Source organism: Kitasatospora sp. NPDC005751 (genome assembly GCF_040630835.1).
Lineage (GTDB): Bacteria > Actinomycetota > Actinomycetes > Streptomycetales > Streptomycetaceae > Kitasatospora.
Map to the genome: position 1 here is coordinate 17,082 of NZ_JBEXYC010000064.1, position 22,012 is coordinate 39,093.

A 22,012-nucleotide genomic window follows, 5' to 3' on the forward strand; every position below is an offset into this window, starting at 1 on the left:
TGACGGCCCCGCGGCCCCTGGCTCAGGGGCCGGGGCCGTCAGTCGAGCTCCTCCGCTCCGCCGCCGACCGCCGCGACCGGCAGGGTGGCCAGCACCCGGAAGCCACCCCCGTCGACGCTGCCCGCCACCATGCTGCCGCCCTGCAGCGCGGCGCGTTCGCGCATGCCGATCAGTCCGTACCCGGTGCGGCCCGCCTGCGGCCCGGGCCCGGCGGCCCCCGTTCCTGCCCCCGCTCCTGTCCCCGCTCCGGCACCCTCCAGGGCGTCCGCCGGTGCGGTGGCGGCGCCGTCGTCGGTCACCTCGACGGTGATCCGGTCCGGGTGGTACGTCAGTTCCACGCTCGCCCGGGCCCGGCCGGCGTGCTTGCGCGTGTTGGTGAGGGCCTCCTGGACGATCCGGAACACCGCCAGGCCGGTGCTCGGCGGCAGCGGGCGCTCCTCGCCCCGGACGGTGAACCCGGTGGGCAGACCCGCCCTGCGGGACTCCTCGACGAGCCCGCCGAGGTGCCCGATCCCGGGCTGCGGCGCGGTCGGGCCCCCGTCGTCCGGCTCGTCGCCGGCCCGGAGCACGTCGAGCAGGTGGCGCATCTCGCGCAGCGCCATCCGGCCGGAGCCCTCCAGGGTGACCAGGGCGTCGCGCACCACCTCGGTGTCGCGGTCGAGGTGGGCGCGGGCACCGCCGGCCATCAGCTGCATGGTGGTGATGTGGTGCGCGACGATGTCGTGCAGCTCCCGGGCGATGCGGCGCCGCTCCTGCGCCACCGCGCGGTCGGCCAGCAGCCGGCGCCTGACCTCCACCTCGTGCTGCCAGCGCCTCAGCATCTCGGCGGCGGCGACGACCAGGGCCGCGGCGAGCAGGTTGACCGCCACTCCGGAGACCGGCGGGGGCCACGGGTGCCCCCGCCCGAGGAGCGGCACCGCAGCCGCCACGAGGCCGGCCGGCGCCGCCACCGCGATGCCCCGGGACCGGGCCACGGCGAACAGCGCGACGCAGAGCGCGCAGTTGAAGTGCTGCGGCACCGCGACGCTCAGGTTCAGCGCCAGGCCGAGGACCAGCACGCCGGACAGCGACGCCAGCGGGTAGCGGCGCCTGGTGAGCAGCGGTACCGCTCCCAGGACGAGCAGGACCACGGCGGTCAGGGCGATCGGCCGGCTTCCGTCCGGCCCGCCCATCGAGTAACCGAGGAGGTCCAGGACCGCCGCCGCGACGGCCACCAGCGCGTCACTGGCCGTCCAGGGCAGGCCGTCGGTTCCCGGTGAGGGCGGCGGGGGCCGGTGGTGCGTCGACATGCTGGTGGTGGTCCTTTCCGTGGCCGGGCGGACCGGCCCTCGCGGGTCCGCCGCAGCCGTCGTCCGTGCGCCGTCCCCTGCGGTGACCTGCGGTGACCTGTGGTGACCTGCGGTTCCGGGGGCGTCGGTGGTCCCATTGTCGCAGCGGCTCCCGGCCCCGAACCGGTACCGGGGGCCGATCCCGGACCGGGCCCCTGGTCCTGGTCGGGGCCGTGCGGCGGCCCCCGGGCCCCCGCGCGACCCCGCCGCTAGGGGGTAAGGGACGGGGTGTGCCGACCGCGCCGCGTCGAGCAGAACGCACGCGTCGACATCGGGGCGGGGATGCACGGCCGGAGAACGAGATGTCCGAGTACGTCATGGTGTCGGCGGCGATGACCATCGCGAGGCCACGCCTGCCGGCCTCCCTGCGGGCACCGGTCGCCCCCGCGTCCTCCCGGAAGGAGAACGGCCGTCCGCGCTGCCCGGTGGGGGCCGGGCAGCGGGAACGGCCGTCGGCGGACTACGGGGTGGGCGTCCAGCGCTGGGCGCCGGTGCCGTTGCAGGTGGCGAGTTCGAGCTTGGTGCCCGAGGCGGTGGCCGCGCCGACGGGGGCGAGGCAGCGGCCGCCGTTGGTCACGGTGCCGGCGCCGCCGAGCTGCCACTGCTGGCCGCTCGACCCGTTGCAGGCCTGGACGGCGGCGACGGCCGCGCCACCGTCCAGGCAGCTGCCACCGAGGCCGGTGAGGGTGCCGTTCGGCTGGAAGGTCCACCGCTGGTTGGGTCCGCCGTGGCAGCCGTAGAGGGCGGGCTGGGTGCCCGGGGTGCTCGCGCTGCCCGGTAGGTCGACGCAACTGGAGGAGGCGGCGTTGACCAGCTCCGCGTTGCTCGGCAGCGGGGTGGGCCGGCCGGTGGCGGTGATCTCCGCCGCACTGGTCCAGGGGCCGCGGCCGCCCGCCTCGGTGAGGGCCCGCAGCCGCAGGTAGCGGCCGGTCGTCGGGCTGAAGGTGACGGTCTTCGCCCCGGCGGAGTCGGCGAAGGTCCCGGTGGCGACGGGCGTCCCCCAGGTGTCGGCACTGTCGGAGACGTACACCTCGTACGACCCGATCCGGCCGTTGCTGCCGCCGTCCTGGCGCGGCAGGTAGGTCATGCCGTCGACGTTGTAGCGGGCGCCGAGGTCGATCCGGACCTCGTGCGGCAGCGGGGCGTTCCCGGCGGACCAGGCGGTGTGCCAGAGGGTCGCGGGGTCGCCGTCGAAGGCGTTGGCGGCCGCGCCGTCCTCGGCCGCGGTCTCCTGGCTGTCGGCGGAGACGAGCTTCCAGCCGGCCTGCGGGATCGGCGTGGCGGAGGTCGGGATCGCGCCCCCGGCCGCGACCGTCACACCGGACGCGGTCACGGTGAACGCGCCGGACCTGTCGCCGGCCTTGATCCACAGCACGCCAGAGCGGTCGGCCGCGTCGAAGTACCAGCCGGTGGCGGCGCTGTCGTAGGCGCTCTTCGAGCCGTACGCAGCCAGCCGGGTGCCGCCGACCGAGACCGCGCTGGGGGCCGAGGCCGCGTGCACGCTGAACTCGTAGCCCCGGGAGGCCGGCTTGCCGGTGTAGGACCCGGTGCTGGCGCCGACGTCGATGGTGACGGTGCCGGTGCCGGCGGTCGGCGCGGTGACGTTCACCGGCTGGGTGGCGGAGGCGCCGCCCTGGTAGGCACGGGTGATCCCGTCGTCCTCGTAGAGGCTGAAGGAGGAGTTGCCGCGCGGGTAGACGTCGTACGTCAGGGTGGAGACCGGCTTCTCCCCGGTGTAGTTCATCTGGGGCCACATCGGGACGATGCCGCCGCCCTTGACGAACAGCGGCAGGGTGTCCAGCGGCGCCGCGTAGCCGTTGAGCCAGCCCGGACCGTTGTAGGCCTTGCCGGTCCAGTAGTCGGTCCAGGTGCCGGCCGGCAGGTAGATGCCGTCGCGGGTGGTGGTGTCGGTGACCACCGGGGCCACCAGCAGGGAGTCACCGGCCATGAACTGACCACTGGTCAGATTGCCCCGGGCGACCGGATCGTCGGGGTACTCCAGCACCATCGCCCGGGTGGAGGGCACACCGGTCTGCGCGGCGGTGTGGCTCATCGTGTACAGGTACGGCATCATGCGCATCTTGAGCTGGAGGTACTTGCGGTTGATGGACAGGTACGGCTCCGAGAAGCGCCAGGGCTCCTTGTCGTTGTACCCGGCCGAGGGAGCGGTCGGGCCCCAGCCGGACATGGTCATGAACGCCGGGGTGAACGCCTTCCACTGGAGGTCCCGGACGTAGGTCTGCGGGCTGCCGCCGAAGATGCCGTCGACGTCGCCGGACGCGTAGTTGAGGCCCGAGAGCCCGGCTCCGGTGATGGCCGGCACGTGCCAGCGCATCGCGTCCCAGGTGCCGGAGGTGTCGCCGGTCCAGACGACCGCGTTGCGCTGGGTCCCGGCCCAGCCGTCCACCGTCCACACGTAGCGTCGGGCGTCGGAGTTGTCCTCGATGCCCTTGACGGCCTGCTGGACGCCGTCGAACGCGTACTTGTAGCCGCCGCCGATCCACGCGACGTCGGTCTTGACGCCCCGGCTGCCGGCGGTCCTGACCTCGTCAACGATGTTGGACAGACCGGTCGACGTCCACAGGCCGGTCTGGAACCCCTTGGCCTTCAAGCCGCCGACGGCGCCGGGCAGATCGGTGTAGCCGCAGCCGTAGCCGTCGTTGGGCAGGAACCAGCCCGACGGCATGTCGGCGTTGCGGGCGTCCGTCGCGTAGCCGACCACGTCGGGCGTCGTCTGGTGCCGGACGCGGTCGTGGTCGCCCTGGTAGGTGGGGTTCGAGGCGTTGAAGCAGTCGGCGTTGCCCAGTTCGAAGCCCCACATCGGGGCCAGGAAGGGCTTCCCGGAGACGTCGGTGTAGGAGTTCAGCACGCCCTTGAGCGAGTCCCCGACGACGTACCAGGCGTCGAACCGCTTCTCGTTGTGCGTGAACGAGCCCGGTGCGCCGAAGCTGTAGCTGCCGGGGGCCCAGGTGTTGCGCATGACGCCGTAGCCGTTGGTCGACATGTAGAACGGCGCCGGGCTGGCGTTGTCGTTCTCCCGCCAGGTGTTGCTCACCGAGATCGGCACCGTCTTGCCGCGCAGCGCCCACTCACCCAGCCGCAGGCCGGTCCCGTAGAACTGCTCGTCGGCGCCCTGGGTGAGGTACTGGGTGGTCTGGGAGGCCGTCCAGCTGGTGGGCTGGGCCTCCTGCCAGATCGGCGTGGTGTTGTCCGACCGGTAGAGGGCGAACCGCAGCGGCGACTTGTAGACCCTGATGGTCATCGCGTCGGTGTTGATCCGGTAGTAGGCGCCGGCGTCGGAGTGACTCGTCACCACCGGGCCGAAGTCGGTCTTCACGGCCAGCGCGGAGCCGGCCGGGTCGTCGGTGAAGGCGCCGGTGGGGGAGAGCCAGATCCGGAAGATGTCCGCCCGGGCGATCGCCACCCGGGCCTTCGCCCCGCTGGACGTGCTCACCGTGTAGGTGCTCCCGGACTGCGTGAGCCCGGTGGCGTTCCCGGCGGTCGAGGCCGCGGCGGCCGAGGCCGGACCGGTGACGGAGAGCACCGCCCCGACCAGTACGGCGACGAGCCCGGCCGCTAACGGCCGCCCCCCGCCCCATCGTTGCCACCAGCGGGTTGTGTTGCGAGGCATGCGACGTCCTTCACGGGAGAAGGTCCGAACCCGTCGGCGAACGCGACGGGCGACTGGCCGAGTGGGCAGCGTAGGCATGACACCACTCACCAAAAGTGCAGTCAAGAGAACGAACATGAGCGCAACTGCTTCTTTTGACTCAGATAACTGCAACTAGGCCCTGGTCGGGACCGCTCGCGCGGGGGGCGCTCCGGCTGCTGAGCCGTTGTCATGGCCGAGTTGATGCAGGCGCGGGAGGTCGATGGGCGATTTGTCCAGAAGTAGCGGCGCGATGGTGCAGAAATCTGCAGGGAGATGCGGGGAAAACCGCACTTGTGATCAGGCGTGCGAGGTATCGGACTCCGAGGCGCCGGTTCGGGCGAGGGCGTCCCGGAGGGCGGCCCAACCCCGAGGCGCTGGCGGTCGTGGGCCCCGCCGACCGCACCCGGCGCCGCGACCCGGTCCGCCGGGTGGCCGCCGCCCCGGTGGAGTGACCCGCGCTGTGCGGGGGCGGCTGTCCGGCGGGGCCCCCGTCGCTGTGAGGCGCGTCACTGACCGGGCGCGCCGGGGCCGCCCTGCGTGATCATGACCGGATGGACACTCGTTTCCTCGGCATCGCCGAGTTGGCCGAAGCCCCGTCCGTGGCCGTCGTAGTCGACGTCATGCGCGCCTTCACCGTGGCGCCCTGGGCCTTCGCCCGAGGGGCGGAGAAGATCGTTCTCGCCGAGTCGCTGGACGATGCCCTGGCACTCAAGGCACGCCACCCGGAGTGGCTGGCGCTCAAGGACGGTCCGCCCGCGCCCGGCTTCGACCTCGTCAACTCGCCCGGCCTGCTGCGCACCGCCGATCTCGGCGGGCGCACCGTGGTGCAGAAGACCACCGCCGGGACGGTCGGCGCGCTCGCCGTCAGGGACGCGGCACTGGTGCTGTGCGCGGGCTTCGTGGTGGCGGAGGCGACCGCCCGGCTGCTGCGGGCGCGCGCGTGCGACAGCGTGACCTTCGTGGTCACCGGCGAGGACGGGCACGCGGAGGAGGACCGGGCCTGCGCCCGGTACATCGCCGGGCGGGCCACCGGCGCCGGGACGGACGCCGCCGAGTACCTGCGCCGCGCCGGCGGGTCACGCGCCGCCGCCGAACTCACCGAGGGGGTGCGGCAGGGAGCCCACCCCGACGACGTCGCGCTCTGCCTCGAACTCGACCGGTTCCCGTTCGCCGTGGTGGCGACCTGGGAGGACTCGCTGATGGTCCTGCGGCCCCATCCGGTGCCCGCGCCGGCCGACGGGGCTTCGGTCCGGGCGCTCCCGGGCGGGTAGCGGGGCACCGGTGGGGGCCGGCCCCGGGGTGCCCGACAGGTCGTCAGTCGCACGCGTGGGCGGATGAGCCGGCCGGCTCCCGGCCGGTCAGGCCGCGGCTCCGCATCTCGTCCGCGCGGGAGTTGCCGAGCGCGCCCAGCAGGTCCGCGGCCCGGAGCCAGCTGGCCCGGGCCGCATCCGCGTCCCCGAGGGCCTGCTGGGTCCCGGCCAGGTGGTCGAGCACCTCGGCCTGGTTGTACCCGTCGAGCAGCTCCTCGTAGAGCCCCAGCGAGGTCCGGAAGTGGTGGACGGCCTCCTCCAGTTCGCCCAGGTGGTGGAGCGCGTAGCCGATGCTGTCCCAGGTGGCGGCCTCGCTGAAGCGGTTGCCGGTCTCCTGGAGCAGCGGCAGCGCCTCGCGGCAGGTGGCGATGGCCTCGCGGTGCCGGCCCAGCAGGGTCAGGTACCAGCCCACGGCGTTGAGTTCACGCGCGATGAGGTTGTCGTCCGCCAGGGTCCGGTAGATCGCCAGTGCGGTGCGGGCGTGCCCGAGGGCCTCGCCGTGCCGCCGCTGCCGGCCGCGGACCCAGCCGAGACTGCGCTGCGCGTCGGCCTGGGCGAGCGGCGGCAGCAGGTGGAGCCGGCGTTCGACGTGGCCGACCGCCCGGTCCGCCTCCTCGCTGCGGCCGGTCTCGGCGAGGGCGCGGGCCAGGGCGGCCGCGGTGCGGCAGATGCCCTCCGGATCGTCGAGCAGGAGGGCCGCCTCCAGTGCCAGCCGCTGCATGGCGATCTCGTCGGCCCACTGCCCCCGGGCGGAGAAGTGCGGGATGCAGTCGTGGGCGAGGCCCATCCGGTAGTGGAGCAGCCGGGGGTCGTCGCCCGTCCGCAGGGCGGCCAGGATGGTGCGCTCCTCCCGCTGGAACCAGGCCCGGCCCTGTTCGCGGCCGTCGAAGGGCAGCAGCACCGTCCCGGGCGCCGGTGCGTGGTCCAGCTCGTGGATGGGGCGGGTCTCCGACGCCCGGACGGCGGCCCGGGCGTTGTGGCGGAGGTAGTCGAGCAGCCGGATCTCGGCGGCGTAGCGGTCGTCGCGCTCCTGGTCGAGCAGGTCCCCGGCGTGCTCCCGGACCAGGTCGTGCAGGACGAAGCAGCCGTCCGCGTCACGGCTGAGCAGACTGGCGGCGACCAGGGAGCGCAGCAGGCGGCGGGCCGTCGCCATCGGCTCGCCCGCGGCGGAGGCCGCCGCCTCGGCGGAGAACACCGGGCCCGGCAGCACGGTCAGGTGGCGGAAGAGCCGGGCGGCCGCCGGGTCGAGCGCCCGGTAGGACCAGGAGAAGACGGCCCGGACGTCGGAGTGCGGGTCGTCGGTGGTGAGGGCGTCCAACCGGGAGCGGGCCCCGGTCAGTTCACCGGCGGCGACCCGCAGCGCCAGGGCGGGCTCCGCGGCCAGCTGGGCGGCGACGATCGCGACGGCCAGCGGGAGGCGCCCGCACAGCTCCACCAGCTCGGCCGCCCCGGCGGGCTCGGCGGCCACGCGCTCGGGGCCGATCCGTGCGGCCAGCGCGTCCAGGCTCTCCTCGGCCGTCCACAGGCCGAGGTCGACCAGCCGGACCTCGTCGGTGGTGGCGAGTCCGGTCAGGTGGTTGCGGGAAGTGATGACCGTGAGGCAGTCCCGAGACCTCGGCAGCAGCGGCCGTACCTGCTGCGAGTCGCGCGCGTTGTCGAGGAGCACGATCATCCGGCGGTCGGCCAGCAGCTCCCGGAACACGGCGGCGCGCTCCTCGGCGCCGTCGGGGATCGACGCTCCCGGCACCCCGAGCGCGCGGAGGAAGCCGCCGAGCGCCTCGGCGGGGTCCAGCCCGGTGCCCGAGGGGTCGAAGCCGCGCAGGTTCACGTAGAGCTGGCCGTCGGGGAACCGGTCCGCGACCATGTGGGCCCAGTGGACGGCCAGGCTGGTCTTGCCCACTCCGGCCATGCCGCCCACGGCGACGACCGGCGGGTGCTCGGCCCGGTCGCCGGGGCCGCCGCCGAGGTGCCGGACGCGGGCCAGGACGTCGTCCCGCCCGCGGAAGGTCCGGAGGGCGGGCGGCAGTTGGCGGGGGACCGGGTGAGCCGTGGCGGCGGTCGTCGTCGCCGGAGCCGGGTCGGCGGTGCGCCGGGCGGCGGCCGTCAGCGTGCGCCGTTCGTCCTCGTCCAGGGCCAGGGCGTCCATCAGCTCGTCCAGCGTGCCGTGCCGGGGGACGCTGCGGCCGCGCTCCATGTCGCCGATCGCCCGCACGCTGACGCCGGACGCGCCGGCCAGCCCGTCGAGCGTCAACCGGGCACGCCCGCGTGCCGCCCGCAGCAGCGCGCCGAAGGTCGCCTGCTCCATCGCCCCACACCCCCCGACCTGCTCCCTCGACGGAGATCATCTCATCCGGGCGGGTCGGTTGTCGCACCCGTCCACCGGGAGGCGGCGGGCGAAACCGCCTGCCAACCGCCGGTCAACTGCCTGGCCCCCGGGCACCGGAGGAGGAGAGAGTGGGCGCGGGGCCACAGCCGGCCCGCCGGGCGGAAGGAGCAGCACACGGTGGAGTCCCTCGCCACGCCCATGGTCGGCCGGGAGGCCGAGCGGGCCGTCCTCGCCTCGTTCCTGGCCGCGCCGCAGGGCCAGGCCCTGGTGCTCAAGGGCGAGACCGGTGTCGGCAAGAGCGCCCTGCTGGAGCACGTCGCGCAGTACGCGGGCGGCGTCGGCTACCGGGTGGTCCGGGCGGTCGGCGTCGAGGCGGAGTCGCACCTGCCCTTCGCCGGTCTGCATCAGCTGCTCCACCCCTTGCTCCCGTACGCCGAGCGCCTGGACGACGTCCACCGGGTCGCCTTCGACGTGGTCTTCGGGCGCAGCCAGGAACGGGCCCCGTCCGTCATGGCCCTGGGGATCGCGGTGCTCGACCTGGTCGCGGTCGCGGCCGCGCAGGAACGCCTCCTGCTGGTGCTGGACGACGGCCAGTGGCTCGACGCGGCCAGCGTCGAGGTCTGCGGGTTCGTCGGCCGCCGCCTCGCCGGCAACACCGTGAAGCTGCTGGTCGCCCTGCGGCCCGAGAGCTCCGCCGGGTTCGACGCGGCCGCGCTGCCCGCGCTGCCGGTGCCGCCGCTGGACGGGCCCGCCGCCGAGCGACTGCTCGACGAGCGCCACCCGCACGTGGACCCGCGGGTCCGCCGCCGGGTGCTCGACCAGGCCCAGGGCAACCCCCTCGCCCTCCTGGAACTCCCGTCGTACCTGGGCGGGAGCGCCGCACGGCCCGCCGCCGGGGAGCCGGACGGCCATGAAGTCGTCCCGCTTCCCGACCGGTTCCGCCAGGTCTTCGGCGCGCGCATCGCGGCGCTGGGGCCGGCCGCCCGCGCGGAGCTGCTGCGCGGCGCCCTGGACGGCGTCAACGCGGGGGCCCCGGCCGGTCCGACCGCGGGTGCGCGCTACCGCATGCGGGAGGTCGACGAGGCGGCGGCCGTCGGCCTGCTGGACCAGGACCACTTCAGCGGCGAGTTCGTGTTCCGGCACCCGCTGGTGCGCTCGACCGTGGTCCGGGCGGCCACCCCGAACGAGCGGCGCGCCGCCCACGCGGCGCTGGCCGAGGTGCACCGGGACGACATCGAGCGCCGGGCCACCCACCTGGCCGCCGCCGCGGTCGATCCGGACGACGAGGTGGCCGCCGCCCTGGAGCAGGCGGCCGCGTCGGCGACCCGCCGGGGCGGCGCGGCCGCCGCGGTGACCTGGCTGACCCGGGCCGCGGAACTGAGCCGGACCCCGGAGGACCGCTCCCGCCGGCTCGGGGACGCGGCGTTCGTCGCGGGGCACGCCGGACTGCTCGACCAGGCCCAGCGCCTGGTCGGCGCGGACGGCGCGCCCGGCCGGGCCGGGACGACGGCCTCCGCCCTGGCCTTCGCCTACGCCGTCCTCTACGAGGACGGGGACGTGCGGTCCGCCCACCGCCAGGTGGCGGCGGCCGTCGAGCGGATCGTCGACGGCGCGGCCGGGCAGCCGGTCGGCGGCGTCCCGGCGCGGACCATCGGGGGTGCGGCCGGGCGGACCGGCGGTGATGCCCCCGCGCCGAGCGAGGAACTCACCCGGCTGGTGAACCTCCTGCTGGCCGTCAGCCAGTACGCCGGCGACAGCACGTCCTGGCAGCGGACCCACCGCCTGCTGGACTCCCTGGGCAGCCTGGTCCCCCCGAACTCGCGCGTCTACCAGGACGCCTGGTGCGACGTGGTGCGCCGCGGCGCCGGGGTCGGCGAACGCGTCGCCGCGGCGTTCGCCGCCTACCCGGACCTGGACCCGTGGGACATCACCCGGCTGGGCGTGGCCGCCTACCACGTCGACGCCCTGAGCCACTACCGGACGTACCTGCGGCGGAGCGTGCAGCGCGAACTGCGGGCCGGCGCGGTGGGCACCGGCATGACCATGCTGCACCTGATCATGCTGGACCAGACCGCCTCGGGTGACTGGGAGGCGGCCGAGCGGACCGGACAGCAGGTCCTGGAACTGACCCTGGCCCACGGCCATGTCCTCTTCGCCCAGCAGAGCCGGGCCTATCTGGCCGTGCTCGCGGCGCTGCGCGGCGACCTCGACCGCGCACGGGACCTGCAGGCCGTGGTCGACCGGTGGGCCCGGCCGCGGCGGATCGGCTTCCTCACCCAGATCGCGGACACGGTGGGGACGACGGCCGCCCTCAGCGAAGGGGACTACGAGGCCGCCTACCTGTGCGCGATCGGCATCACCGCCCCCGGCGTCCTCGAACCCTGCGCGCACCAGGCCTCGCGCACCGTGCTCGACCTGGTGGAGGCCGCCCTGCACACGGGCCGTGCCGAGCAGGCCCGCCGGCACGCCCTGGCGGCCCGGGACGCGGGCCTGCCCGAGGTCTCGCCCCGGCTGGCCGTGATCACCTGCGGAGCCCTCGCCATGACGGCCGAGGACGGCGCCGAGGCGGCCGAGATGTACCGCCGGGCCGAGGAGCACCCGGCCGCCGGTGACTTCCCGTTCGAACTGGCACGCATCCGGCTGGCGCACGGCATCCGGCTGCGCCAGCACCTGGGGCCGCGGGTCGCCCGCCCGGTGCTCGGCGGGGCCGTCGAGACCTTCGAGCGGCTCGGCGCCCGGGGCTGGGCAGAGCGGGCCCGGGCCGAGCTGCGGCTCTGCGGCGCCCCGGCGCACTCCGCCGCGGCGCACCCGGCGGCGCTGACCTGGCAGGAGCGCCGAATCGCCGACCTCGCCGCCGGCGGCCTGACCAACAAGGAGATCGGCGAGCGGACGCACCTCTCGCCGCGCACCGTCAGTTCCCACCTGTACCGGGTGTTCCCCAAGCTGGGCGTGACCTCCCGCGCGGCCCTGCGGGACGCCCTGGCCGCCCTCCCGGACCAGCCGGGGGAGCAGCCTGAGCGGTAGGGGATTCCTGCTGCGCGTGCGACCCGGATCGTCAGACGGGCGGAGGGCCCGGACCGCCCCCGGCTCAGAGCAGGGTGCCGCACCACACGTTCCGGGCCAGCCAGTCGTCCTGGCGGTACGAGCCCCGTGCGGGGCCGGCCGGTGAGGCCGGCAGTGAGGTGGACGTCTGCTCCGGGCGGATCCGTTCGGGCAGCGTGCGGAAGCGGGCCCGGCCGGCCTCGGCCGCGTCGTCGGTGCCGTGTTCGCGGGACTTCACAGGGACCTCCGACTGGCAGGTGGCGGATGTGTCGTACCCGGGCAACGTGGCAGCGGTCCGGCGGATTCCCGCACCGGGGCGGGAGTTCCCACGACCCCGGAAGCCGACCCCGGAGGGACCCCGGGAGGGGGCGGCCCGGGCGGCCGGCCCTCCCCGCAGTCGGTCCAGCCTTGTGCAGGAGCGGTTTGACGGTGCGTGAGGTGTGCGCCGCAGCCGCGTCCGGCCGGTACGACTGCGCCGACGGCGCTGCCCGACCGGCAGTCGGATGACTGATGTGGTGGTGGCCGCCCGCGGCACACAGTTGACCGGCGAGCCCCGGTCGCGGGCCCGACCCCGGTCCCCGCGAATCCGCCGGGAGTCGTGGTCCGCCCCCGACCGGCGGCCGCCGCCCCGCCCGACCGAACAACGCCGTTCCCGTCGGGCACCACACCACACCACCCCTGGGAAGGGACCTCCATGAACCGACGCTTCCTGGCCGCCCTCGCCGCCGCCGTGCCCCTCGCCGCCGCGGTGTACGCACCCGGCGCCTCGGCCGCCGCGCCCGGCTCCGCCGCCCCGCACGGCTGTACCAGCCCCGCGGTGCACGCCCCGGCGGGCACCGCGGTGGAGCGGGTCGCCGCGGTCGCCCACGCCGCCGGCACCTTCGACGTACCCGCGGTGTTCCCGCAGCCGGCGGCCCAGGTCCCGGACGTCCCGGCGTTCTGCGACGTGACGATCACCCTCACCCACCCCGGCCAGGGCGACCACGCCACGGTGCGGGTCTGGCTGCCGCAGCAGAACTGGAACGGCCGGCTGCAGACGGTGGGCGGCAGCGCGTACGCCGCCGGCGACTACGGAGCGGGCCTGGCCGGCGCGGTCAAGGGCGGCTACGCCGCCGCCACCACCGACGCGGGCGTCGGCACCTACCTCGACACCACGTGGGCGCTGAAGGCCGACGGCCGGGCCGACCGGGCGCTGCTGGAGAACTTCGCCTCCCGCTCCGAGCACGAGGCCGCGGTGGTCGCCAAGGAGGTCGTCGCCGCCCACTACGACCGGGCCGCGTCCTACTCCTACTTCAACGGCTGCTCGACCGGCGGGCGCCAGGGCTACGCGGAGGCCCAGAAGTACCCGGCCGACTACGACGGCATCCTCGCCAACGCGCCCGCCGTCAACTGGGACGAGTTCGAGGTGGCCACGCTGTGGCCGCAGGTGGTGATGAACGAGGCCGGGACCTTCCCGACCGCGTGCGAGTTCAAGGCCTTCACCGACGCCGCCGTCCAGGCCTGCGACCGGCTCGACGGCGCCGCGGACGGGCTGCTGACCGACCCCGACGCGTGCGGCTACGACCCGCGCCGGCTGATCGGCACCACCGTCGAGTGCGACGGCGGGCGGCTGACGATCACCGCCGCCGACGCGGAGGTGGTGCGCCGGATCTGGGACGGCCCGCGCACCGCCTCGGGCACGAAGCTGTGGTCGGGCGTGCCGATCGGCGCCGACCTGGCCGGCCTCGCCGGCAGCAAGGTCGACGAGACCACCGGCGAGCGGGTCGGCACGCCGTTCCCGGTACCGGCCGCCTGGGTGTCGACCTGGCTGAAGAAGCAGCCGGCCTTCGACCTCACGACCCTCACCACCGGCCGGTTCGCCCAACTGTTCCGGCAGTCCGAGGCCGAGTACGACCGGATCATCGGCACCGACGACCCGGATCTGTCCGGCTTCCGGAAGGCCGGCGGCAAGCTCCTCACCTGGCACGGATCCGCTGACCAGTTCATCCCCGCCGCCGGCACGGTGCAGTACCGCGAGCGGGTCGAGCAGCGGATGGGCGGTGCGAAGAAGGTCGACGACTTCTACCGCGTCTTCCTCGCCCCGGGGGCGTCGCACTGCGGACTCCTCGGCCAGGGCGCCGACCTCGCCGCACTGACCGCCTGGGTCGAGCACGGCGAGGCCCCGCGGACGCTGCCCGCGACCCTGCCGACGGCCGACGGCCGGACCGTCACCCGCGACCTGTGCGCCTACCCGCTGGTCCCGCGCTACCAGGGCCACGGCGACGCCGCCGACGCCGCCGACTTCCGCTGCGGGCCCGCCACCCGGCGCTGACCCGTCCCCAGGCCGTCCCGGTCCGTACCCCTCTCCCCGGGGTGCGGGCCGGGACGTTTCGGTGGGGGCGGCCGCTGCGCCGCCCCGGTGCCGCGCCGTGCGCGCCCGTTGGTGTCGCCCGTTGGTGGGTGTCGTCCGTTCCTGTCGGTACCCCGTGGCCTCAGTCATTCGACTGATCCCGTGGGCGACGCCCGGACCGATGCTGGAACGGTCGCCGCACGCCGGTGCAGGCCGACATCCCGCTCGGAGGGCCCGTTGTGATCCGTACTCCCGTCGTGTTCATCCATGGCGCGTGGCTGCACGCGCTGTCCTGGGAGTGCTGGGTCGAGCGCTTCACCGGCCACGGCTACCTCGCCCACGCCCCGGGGTGGCCCGGCGAGGCCGCCACCGCGCGGGAGGCCCGCGAACACCCGGACCGGGTGCCCGACCTCGGCCTGGACGGCCTCACCGGCCACTACGCCGGGATCGTGCGCTCCTTCGAGGTCCCGCCGGTGATCATCGGGCACTCGGTCGGCGGGTTGGTCGCCCAGCACCTGGTCGGCGCCGGCCTGGGCCGGGCCGCGGTGGCCCTCGCCCCGGCGCCCGTCAACGACGTCGCGCTGCGCTGCCCGGACTGCGCCTGCGCGGCCGCGCGCCTCGCCGTCCCGCTCACCCCCGAGCGCTTCCGCGACCTCCTCGGCACCACGGTCGGTGGCGCGGAGGGCGAGCGGCTGTACGACCGCTACGTCGTGCCCGCCCCGCGCCGCCTGCTGGCGGACCTCGGCTGCGGCGGCGGCCCCCGGCACCCGAGCACCTCGGCGGACACCCGGAACGCGGCCCGCGGGCCGCTGCTGCTGGTGTCGGGGCAGGAGGACCTGCTGGTGCCCGACTGCGTGACCCGCGCCGTCTACAAGGCGTACGGCGACTCCACCGCGACCACGGACCTCAAGCAGTTCGCCGACCGGGGCCACTCCCTGGTCATCGACAGCGGCTGGCGGTCCGTCGCCGACTACGTCCTCGACTGGCTCGACGAGCGGGGCGTCCGCCCCACCGCCCCGGGCCGCTGACCGGCCGGGAGACCGACCGGGGGCCGCGCGCCTGTGCCGGCCCCCGTACTCCCGGCCGGTCCGGTCGGGAACACGACACACCGAGGGCCCCGCCGTGGCGGGGCCCTCGGTGTGTGCGCGTGATTCGCTCTGTGCGCTGTGCGCGTCAGAAGGTGTTCACCGCCGCCGCGGGTGACTCGGGCCGCGTCAGCCGGCCACCGCGCTCGCGCGGACGATGACCGGGATGTTGCCCCGGGTCGCCTTGGAGTAGGGGCACAGCCGGTGCGCGGCGGCTCCCAGCTCCTCGGCCATCGCCTGGTCCACGCCGCCGAGTTCGACGTCGAGCACCGCGCTGAGGCCGAACTCCCCGTCGTCGCCGTGGGTCAGCGTGGCCTCGACCGTGACGGCGGTGCTGGTCAGCCGGACCTTGCGCTCGGCGGCGGCACGCCGCACCGCGCCCAGGAAGCACGCCCCCCAGCCGGCCGCGAACAGCTGCTCCGGGTTGGTGGCGCCGCCCGCGCCGCCCAGCGCCTTCGGGATGGCCAGTGCGGTGCTGAGCAGGCCGTCGCTGGCGGTGGCCTGCCCGCCGTTGCGCCCCTCGCCGGTCACCGTGACCACACCGGTGTAACTGACTGCCATGTCCTTCTCCTCGTACGTGTCGGTCCGGCGATCCGCGTCCGCGGTCACCGGTTCGGATGCCGACTCCTGCTGATGGAGTGTCAGATGTGCGGTGCTGCTGCCGGGGCGGGCCGGCCGCCGGGCCCCGGGAGGCGCCGCGCCGGTCCGCCTCAGCGGGTGGTCCGGGCGGCTTCCTCGATCACCTGCGCCACGGTCCCCGGATGCGACACGGCGACCGAGTGCGAGGCCGGGACGAGGGTGACGCGGGCGTGGGCGCGGCGGGCCATGAAGAGCTGGGCGGCCTCGGGGATGTTCAGGTCCTGGGTCGTGACGACGTCCCAGCTCGGCTTCTCCGTCCAGGCGGCGACGGTGGCCGGCTCCTGGAGCGCGCTCTGGGCGATCGGGCGCTGGGTGGCGGCCATGAGCGCCGCCTGGGCGGCGGGGACGTCGGCGGCGAACTGGTGGCGGAACGCGTCCGCCCGGATGAACAGGTCCGTGGTGGCCGTGCCGTCGGCCAGCGGGTAGGTGACCGGGTCCAGCGCGTCCCCGAGGGTGGACCCGGGGAACCTGCCGGACAGCTCCAGCGCCGTCTCCCCGGGCGCGGGCAGGAACGCCGCCACGTACACCAGGGCCCTGACCTGCGGGTCGTTCGCGCCGGCCGCGCTGATGACCGAGCCGCCGTAGGAATGGCCCACCAGGATCTTCGGCCCCGGTACGTGCTGGAGCAGGCCGCGCAGCGCGACCGCGTCGGAGGCGGGGCCGCGGAGCGGGACGGCGGGGGCCACCACCGGGTACCCGTCCGCCTGGAGCCGCTTGATCACGCCGTTCCAGCTGGACGCGTCGGCGAACGCGCCGTGTTCCAGGACGATCGTCGGCCTGACGCCGACCGCGACCGGCGCGCTCGCGTTCGCGGTGCCCCCGGCCACGGCCGTGCCCAGCACGACGCTCGCGGCCGCGGCCCAGACCGCCGCCGTCGCCAGCCGGCGCTTCCGGGTGCTCTTTCCTGCTGCCATGGGACAGTCCTTCCGTTCGGTACGGGTACGGGTACGGGTGCCGGTACGCGGGTCAGTGGGCCGATGCGGCGCCCCGAACCCGTCCGAGCGGACGGTGGGCGCCTCGGTGGTTCCACCCTCGCGGCACGGGCGGCGCCTCGGATCCGTCGAATGACGGTCGGTCCCGGCCCCCGCCGACGGCCCGGCCGGGGCGAACGAGCGAGTCGCCGACTGCCCGTCACCGCCCCGCCCCGCCACCTGCGGCCGGCGAAACCCCCACCCGGCGCGGGTACTTCGTACCCGGCGGTCGACGTAGTGCCATGACGCGGGCCCTGTCCTCGGTCAACTGACGGATGCCGTAACCGCGTCCGCGCACCAGGGTGGGTGCGACCGGGCCCAGCCCGCCCCGCACCACCTCCGGAGGACCTCGTGACCGTCGTCAACTTCCAGCTGATCTCCTCGCTCGACCCGGACGCCGTGCTGGCCGTCCTCACCGACTTCGGCCCGGCCCGCGCCCAGGCGTGGCCCACCATCGACGCGGCGCACTTCGCGGTGCACGGCGCGGGGGAGGGCTGGGCCGAGGTGACCGAGGGCACCGCCGCCGCCTGGGAGCGCGCCCGCTACGACTGGAAGCCCGGGGGCGACGAGGTCACCATCACCACCCTCGACTCCAAGCTCTTCGGGCCCGGCGGCGGCTGGGTCTTCCGGCTGACCCCGGAGGGCGACGGCACCCGGGTGGACGTCCGACTGACCAGGACCCCGGACACCCTGAAGGGCAAGCTGCTGGCCTCGCTGCTCCCCGTCGTCGCCCCGTCCTCCCTGCGCAAGTCCTTCGCCGGCCCGCTGCGGGCCCGCTGACCCCACCCGGCGAGGCCGACCGGGGCCGTCCCGCGCCCGGGGCGGCCCCGACACCGGTCAGCCGGCTGTCGCTCCGCGCACTCCGCGCCCGCCCCGGCGACGGAGTGCGCGGAGTTCGAGCGCGCTGAGAAGCACGACGGCGGCCGGGCCCGCGTACGCGAGCGGATCCCCGAGGTGCTCGGGCACGGCGACGACACCGTCGGCGGACCTGCCGGGCACGGCCTTCGTCGCCTGGGTCATGACCGCGACCGAGCGGTACGGGAAGGGCCTGGTCCGCGCATCGTCGGACCGGGTGGACCGTCGCGGACCGGGTGGACAGCCGCGGACAGGGGTGGACAGTCCCCGCCCCGCACGGACCTGGGAAGTGGACACGGTCCGGCGCCAGTCTGTGCGTCATGAACCTTGCACACAGCTGGAAGGGCCGAACGGCCCGCAGTCGCCCGGCGGTGGCGGCCCGGCCCGCGGCCCGGCCCACCGCTGCGTCGGGGGCCTTCTTCGCCGCCCCGGCAGGGCCGGCGCGGCGCCCCGGCTCCGGCCGCCGGTCGCGTCAGTCCGTCGCCGCCGCCAGCGTCCTGACGACCAGGGAGTCGAGGTACGCCTCGTCGATCCCCCCGATCCGGAAGAGGACCCGCAGGTAGAGCGGTGCGACGATCCCGTCCAGGACGTCCATCATGTGCAGCTGCGGCTCCCCGCGTGCCACGGCCCGGTCGAGCATGTCCTGCAGGTCCCTGCCGCGCGGTGCGAGCACGGTCCTGGGGTCGAGGCCGGGGTCGGCGTTCCCGGCGGGCAGGGCGACGAGCGCCTGTAGCAGTGCCAGGCCGTCCGGCCCCTCGATCGACGCTGCCGCCCCGTGGGCGTAGGCGACGAGGTCCCCGCGCAGTGTCCCGGTGTCGGGGATCACGGACGTGGCGGAGAGGCGCTCCACCGCGAGCTCCAGCACGATCGCGTCGGTCGACCGCCAACGCCGGTAGATCGAGGTCTGGTGGACGCCGGAGCGTTCGGCGATCTGGGCGATGGAGATCCGTGCGTGGCCGTGCTCGGCGATCAGCTCGGCCGTCGCGCCGAGCACCGCCTCCCGTACGCGGGCGCTTCGGCCGCCGGTCCTGCGCCGTACCTGGTCTTCGTTCACAGCCAAAGACTAACGCAAGAGAACTTGCGTCTATGGCTTCGGCTCACTACCGTAATAAACGCAACCAATCTTGCATTAGGAGAACGCCATGAAGCCCCTGCTCTTCGAGAACGACCCGCAGTTCTGGTACGAGACCCTCCGGGCGATCGGTCACGCGGCCTACGGCGGCTCCGACTTCGGCGAGGTGATCGCCACGGCCCAGAGGATCACCGCCGGTGACTACGACGGCTGGTACGAGGAGTGGTCCGCCACCGCCGAGCGCACCGCCGCCGAGGCCGCCACCGCCCTGGCCGGCGGCCACCGGATCAGCGCCCGGGACGCCTACCTGCGGGCGAGCAACTACTTCCGCTCCGCCGAGTTCTTCCTGCACGGCAACCCGAAGGACCCCCGCATCGCGGCCTCCTACGAGCGCGCGGTGGACACCTTCCGCTCGGCGGCCGCCCTCTTCGAGCCCCGCATCGAACCCGTCGAGATCCCCTTCGAGGGCACCGTGCTCCACGGTTACTTCTACCGGGCCCCCGGCGACGCCCCCGCGCCCACGATCGTCATGCACAACGGCTTCGACGGGTCCGCCGAGGAGATGCACTTCTTCGGCGGAGCGGCCGGCCAGGAGCGCGGCTACCACGTGCTCACCTTCGACGGCCCGGGCCAGCCGGCCGCCCGCTTCCGTGACGGGCTGCCGTTCCGCCCGAACTGGGAGAGCGTCGTCACCCCGGTGGTCGACTGGCTGATCGCCGAGCGCCCCGAGGTCGACCCCGAGCGCATCGCCCTGCTCGGCCTCAGCATGGGCGGCCTGCTCGCGCCCAGGGCGGCCGCCTTCGAACACCGACTGGCCGCCGTGATCGCCGTCGACGGTGTGTACGACCTCGGCGAAGTCAGCGTGAAGAACCTGCCGATGCCGCGCCCCGAGGCCGAGGCCCTGCTGCGCGCCGAGCACGCCCCCGAGATCGACGCCTCCATCGAGGCGCTGATGAAGACCAACCCGACCGTGCGCTGGGCCATCACGCACGGCTCCTACGTCATGGACGTGGCGACCCCGCGCGCGTTCCTCGCCTCCTACCTCGACTACACGCTCGCCGACGGCATCGCCGAGCGGATCACCTGCCCCACCCTCGTCTGCGACGCCGAGGAGGACCTCTTCTTCGACGGCCAGGCCCAGCAGCTCTACGACCGCCTCACCTGCCCCAAGACCCTCGCCCGCTTCACCGTCGCCGAGGGTGCGGGCGCCCACTGCCACACCGGCGCCCAGCGTCTCGCCATGGGCCGGATCCTCGACTGGCTCGACACCGTCCTGCGGTGACGGAGGCGGTGGCCCCCGGCCCAGTGCACAGCCGGACCGGGGCCGACCGCCGAACCGAGGGTTCCGGGCTGGCGGCTTCGCCCCGCCCCGCCCGGCTTCGCCCCGCCCCGGGGAACGCCGGGCCGCGTCCCTGCGGCCCCGCCGCGGTTCGATCCGGAGCCCGCCCCCCGAGACGGTCGAGCCGCCTCGGGGGCTTCGGCGGTGCGGTCGCGGCATCGGGGCGGCGAACGCGTCCCTGAGTGGCGAACGCGTCCCTGGGCGGCCGCCTCCGGGACGGGCGGCCGGCCCGCGCCGGCAGGACTCGTGGCGCTACGCCACGACCGATTGCGGAGGCAGCTCCCTGCCGCGGAGCGCGAGGGCCAGGCCGATCAGGCAGCCCGCCACCAGTCCGGCACCGTGGTTGTTCTCCAGCAGGCACAGGAACGTGCCGGCCGCGGGGATGAGCAGTACGGGCCAGATGTCCTTGGCGGTCACGCCCGGCGTGCTCCTGCCCAGCAGACAGGTGACGGCCAGTGCGCCCAGCAGTCCGCAGATGGCCACGGAGTCGCCGCCCCCGTTCGGCGCCCAGCCGGCCAGGCTGACCACATGGGCCAGGACACCGCTGGCCAGGAAGACGCCCAGGGTCCGCCACCGTCCGAGGACCGCTTCGGTGACGGCGCCGATCACGAGCAGCGCCGACAGGTTGAACGCGATCTGCGTGATCCCCGAGGACTGCACCAGCAGCGCGGTTCCGGCCCGCCACCACTGACCGTCCGACAGCGCACCCGGCCGGCGCATCAGGCCCTCGACCACGCCGGGCACCGCGTACTGGACCACCGCCATCGCCGCCATCACCGCGAACAGCGCGAGGGTGACCCTGGGGCGCCGCGCCAAGGCGGTACGGACGACCGCCAACACCTCACCCGGCCCGGAGTCGCCGCTCGCCGAACCGCCGTGTCCGGAGCCGCCCGTGAGGCCGGCCAGGACCAAAGTCCGCAGCCCCGCACCGACCACCACCGCCGCACTCGCGTACAACCCGATCTCATGCGGCGACATCGCCGACCCCCCGTTCGACCGCTCGGGGCACCTCGCCCCGTCCATGTCACCCATCATCGCAACCGGGCGGAACGCCGCACCAGCCGGGTGATCATTCACGGGGCCGTGACAGTCGTCATAGCCGCGGGCCGGCCCGCGGCCGTCCGGCGCCCGGCCGGGCTGTCGGGGCTGCTCCCGCGCCCCGGCTGGTGGGGCTGTCGTGGTCGCCGGCGGCGCGGTCAGTGGCCGGACGGTTCCGAGGGCGCCGTGACCCAGCCGGGGAGGGTGGGCATGACGGCCTCGGCGACCCGGTACAGGAGTGCGTCGTCGACGGGACGGCCGTCGTGGCGGAAGACGGCGACCTCGAAGGCCCGGCCGCCCGGGGCGCCGGGGCCCTGCGCGACGACGAGGTTCCGGACAGGGGAGCCGACGCCGGTGGTGGCCTTCCCGTCCGTGCCGAAGCCGAGGCTCATGGCGTCGGTGTAGTACGTCATGGCGGGATGGCCGAGCACGGTGGCGGGCCGGGGGAGGAACCGAGGCATGTCGGCGATGTCCTCGACCGTGGTGGAGCTGTCCGTCAGGGCGACGGCACTCACCCCCAGCCGGACCTCCACCATGGCGTCCTTGCCCAGGCCGAAGGGTGCCGGACCGGCCGTGGAGACCCGGTCCTGCGGCGTGCCCAGCAGGGCCGGCAGGTCGGGGCGGTTGAGGGCGGCGCAGAGCACGGCATAGCCGGCCGGGTCCGTGGGCCGGGGTGCGGCACACGCGGCCGGGGGTTCGGCCCGCTCGGTGCGGGGGGCGACCAGCGCCCACGCGCCGCCGCCGATTCCGACGGCGGCGAGTGCCACCGCCGTCACCGTGGCCGCGGTGTTCCTGCCGGGCTTGACTGTCGCCACCGATCGGGCTCCTTCTTCGTCGACGCGGCTCGTCCGCCGTGTCTCGGGGACCCGATGAGCAGGGATGATCATAGGACAGAGCGCTGCGCGGGTGTCGCGGCCGTCCCCTCGGGCCCGCCGCACCGGTGCCCGCGTGCACCGGCCTCGTCCCCTCGTGCCGATGCCCTCACCCCCCGCCGGTCGGGCCGGGCCCGTCGCGACGGGCCCGGCC

The 22,012-nt window shown here is 75.1% G+C and carries 16 protein-coding genes; 6 read left to right on the forward strand and 10 right to left on the reverse strand.

The window, feature by feature from the left end; translation table 11 throughout:
* Positions 1-38 precede the first annotated feature (38 nt).
* Together ABZ497_RS32205 and ABZ497_RS32210 are read right to left on the reverse strand one after the other, a co-directional pair.
* Positions 39-1,289, reverse strand: coding sequence for a histidine kinase (locus ABZ497_RS32205; protein ID WP_359810525.1), 1,251 nt, complete (start codon positions 1,287-1,289; stop codon positions 39-41).
* A gap of 499 nt (positions 1,290-1,788) precedes the next feature.
* A complete protein-coding gene (locus tag ABZ497_RS32210; RefSeq protein WP_359810528.1) occupies positions 1,789-4,959 on the reverse strand; it encodes a TIM-barrel domain-containing protein in 3,171 nt (1,056 codons plus the stop codon).
* 572 nt (positions 4,960-5,531) lie between these two features.
* Between ABZ497_RS32210 and ABZ497_RS32215 the strand changes: the two genes are divergently transcribed.
* Positions 5,532-6,251, forward strand: a complete 720-nt coding sequence (locus ABZ497_RS32215) for a 2-phosphosulfolactate phosphatase (RefSeq protein WP_359810531.1) — start codon at positions 5,532-5,534, stop codon at positions 6,249-6,251.
* Between the two features lie 43 nt (positions 6,252-6,294).
* Here ABZ497_RS32215 and ABZ497_RS32220 read toward each other — a convergent pair whose 3' ends face one another.
* A complete protein-coding gene (locus ABZ497_RS32220; protein ID WP_359810533.1) occupies positions 6,295-8,595 on the reverse strand; it encodes a helix-turn-helix domain-containing protein in 2,301 nt (766 codons plus the stop codon).
* A 219-nt stretch (positions 8,596-8,814) separates the two neighbouring features.
* Here ABZ497_RS32220 and ABZ497_RS32225 point away from each other — a divergent pair, with 219 nt between their 5' ends.
* Positions 8,815-11,640 (forward strand): AAA family ATPase, encoded by a 2,826-nt coding sequence (locus tag ABZ497_RS32225; protein ID WP_359810564.1) that lies wholly within the window; start codon positions 8,815-8,817, stop codon positions 11,638-11,640.
* A 64-nt stretch (positions 11,641-11,704) separates the two neighbouring features.
* Here the strand turns inward: ABZ497_RS32225 and ABZ497_RS32230 are convergent, their stop codons facing one another.
* Positions 11,705-11,896, reverse strand: coding sequence for a hypothetical protein (locus ABZ497_RS32230; RefSeq protein ID WP_359810535.1), 192 nt, complete (start codon positions 11,894-11,896; stop codon positions 11,705-11,707).
* Between the two features lie 456 nt (positions 11,897-12,352).
* Between ABZ497_RS32230 and ABZ497_RS32235 the strand changes: the two genes are divergently transcribed.
* Both ABZ497_RS32235 and ABZ497_RS32240 read left to right on the forward strand, forming a co-directional pair.
* Positions 12,353-13,969, forward strand: a complete 1,617-nt coding sequence (locus ABZ497_RS32235; protein WP_359810537.1) for a DUF6351 family protein — start codon at positions 12,353-12,355, stop codon at positions 13,967-13,969.
* Between the two features lie 275 nt (positions 13,970-14,244).
* On the forward strand, positions 14,245-15,015 hold the full coding sequence (locus ABZ497_RS32240; RefSeq protein ID WP_359810540.1) for an alpha/beta hydrolase: 771 nt from the start codon (positions 14,245-14,247) through the stop codon (positions 15,013-15,015).
* A 186-nt stretch (positions 15,016-15,201) separates the two neighbouring features.
* Here ABZ497_RS32240 and ABZ497_RS32245 read toward each other — a convergent pair whose 3' ends face one another.
* Both ABZ497_RS32245 and ABZ497_RS32250 read right to left on the reverse strand, forming a co-directional pair.
* On the reverse strand, positions 15,202-15,633 hold the full coding sequence (locus ABZ497_RS32245; protein ID WP_359810543.1) for an Ohr family peroxiredoxin: 432 nt from the start codon (positions 15,631-15,633) through the stop codon (positions 15,202-15,204).
* A gap of 149 nt (positions 15,634-15,782) precedes the next feature.
* On the reverse strand, positions 15,783-16,625 hold the full coding sequence (locus tag ABZ497_RS32250) for an alpha/beta hydrolase (protein WP_359810544.1): 843 nt from the start codon (positions 16,623-16,625) through the stop codon (positions 15,783-15,785).
* A gap of 408 nt (positions 16,626-17,033) precedes the next feature.
* Here ABZ497_RS32250 and ABZ497_RS32255 point away from each other — a divergent pair, with 408 nt between their 5' ends.
* Positions 17,034-17,462, forward strand: a complete 429-nt coding sequence (locus ABZ497_RS32255; protein ID WP_329485327.1) for a hypothetical protein — start codon at positions 17,034-17,036, stop codon at positions 17,460-17,462.
* A 57-nt stretch (positions 17,463-17,519) separates the two neighbouring features.
* Here the strand turns inward: ABZ497_RS32255 and ABZ497_RS32260 are convergent, their stop codons facing one another.
* Together ABZ497_RS32260 and ABZ497_RS32265 are read right to left on the reverse strand one after the other, a co-directional pair.
* Positions 17,520-17,702, reverse strand: a complete 183-nt coding sequence (locus ABZ497_RS32260) for a hypothetical protein (protein ID WP_359810547.1) — start codon at positions 17,700-17,702, stop codon at positions 17,520-17,522.
* A 307-nt stretch (positions 17,703-18,009) separates the two neighbouring features.
* Positions 18,010-18,591 (reverse strand): TetR/AcrR family transcriptional regulator, encoded by a 582-nt coding sequence (locus ABZ497_RS32265; protein ID WP_359810549.1) that lies wholly within the window; start codon positions 18,589-18,591, stop codon positions 18,010-18,012.
* An 88-nt stretch (positions 18,592-18,679) separates the two neighbouring features.
* Between ABZ497_RS32265 and ABZ497_RS32270 the strand changes: the two genes are divergently transcribed.
* A complete protein-coding gene (locus tag ABZ497_RS32270) occupies positions 18,680-19,891 on the forward strand; it encodes an alpha/beta fold hydrolase (RefSeq protein ID WP_329485325.1) in 1,212 nt (403 codons plus the stop codon).
* A 309-nt stretch (positions 19,892-20,200) separates the two neighbouring features.
* Here the strand turns inward: ABZ497_RS32270 and ABZ497_RS32275 are convergent, their stop codons facing one another.
* Positions 20,201-20,926, reverse strand: a complete 726-nt coding sequence (locus tag ABZ497_RS32275; RefSeq protein ID WP_359810552.1) for a rhomboid family intramembrane serine protease — start codon at positions 20,924-20,926, stop codon at positions 20,201-20,203.
* A gap of 218 nt (positions 20,927-21,144) precedes the next feature.
* Positions 21,145-21,801: a DUF6215 domain-containing protein gene (locus ABZ497_RS32280; RefSeq protein ID WP_359810555.1), complete on the reverse strand. Its 657-nt coding sequence runs from the start codon at positions 21,799-21,801 to the stop codon at positions 21,145-21,147.
* Positions 21,802-22,012: the final 211 nt, after the last annotated feature.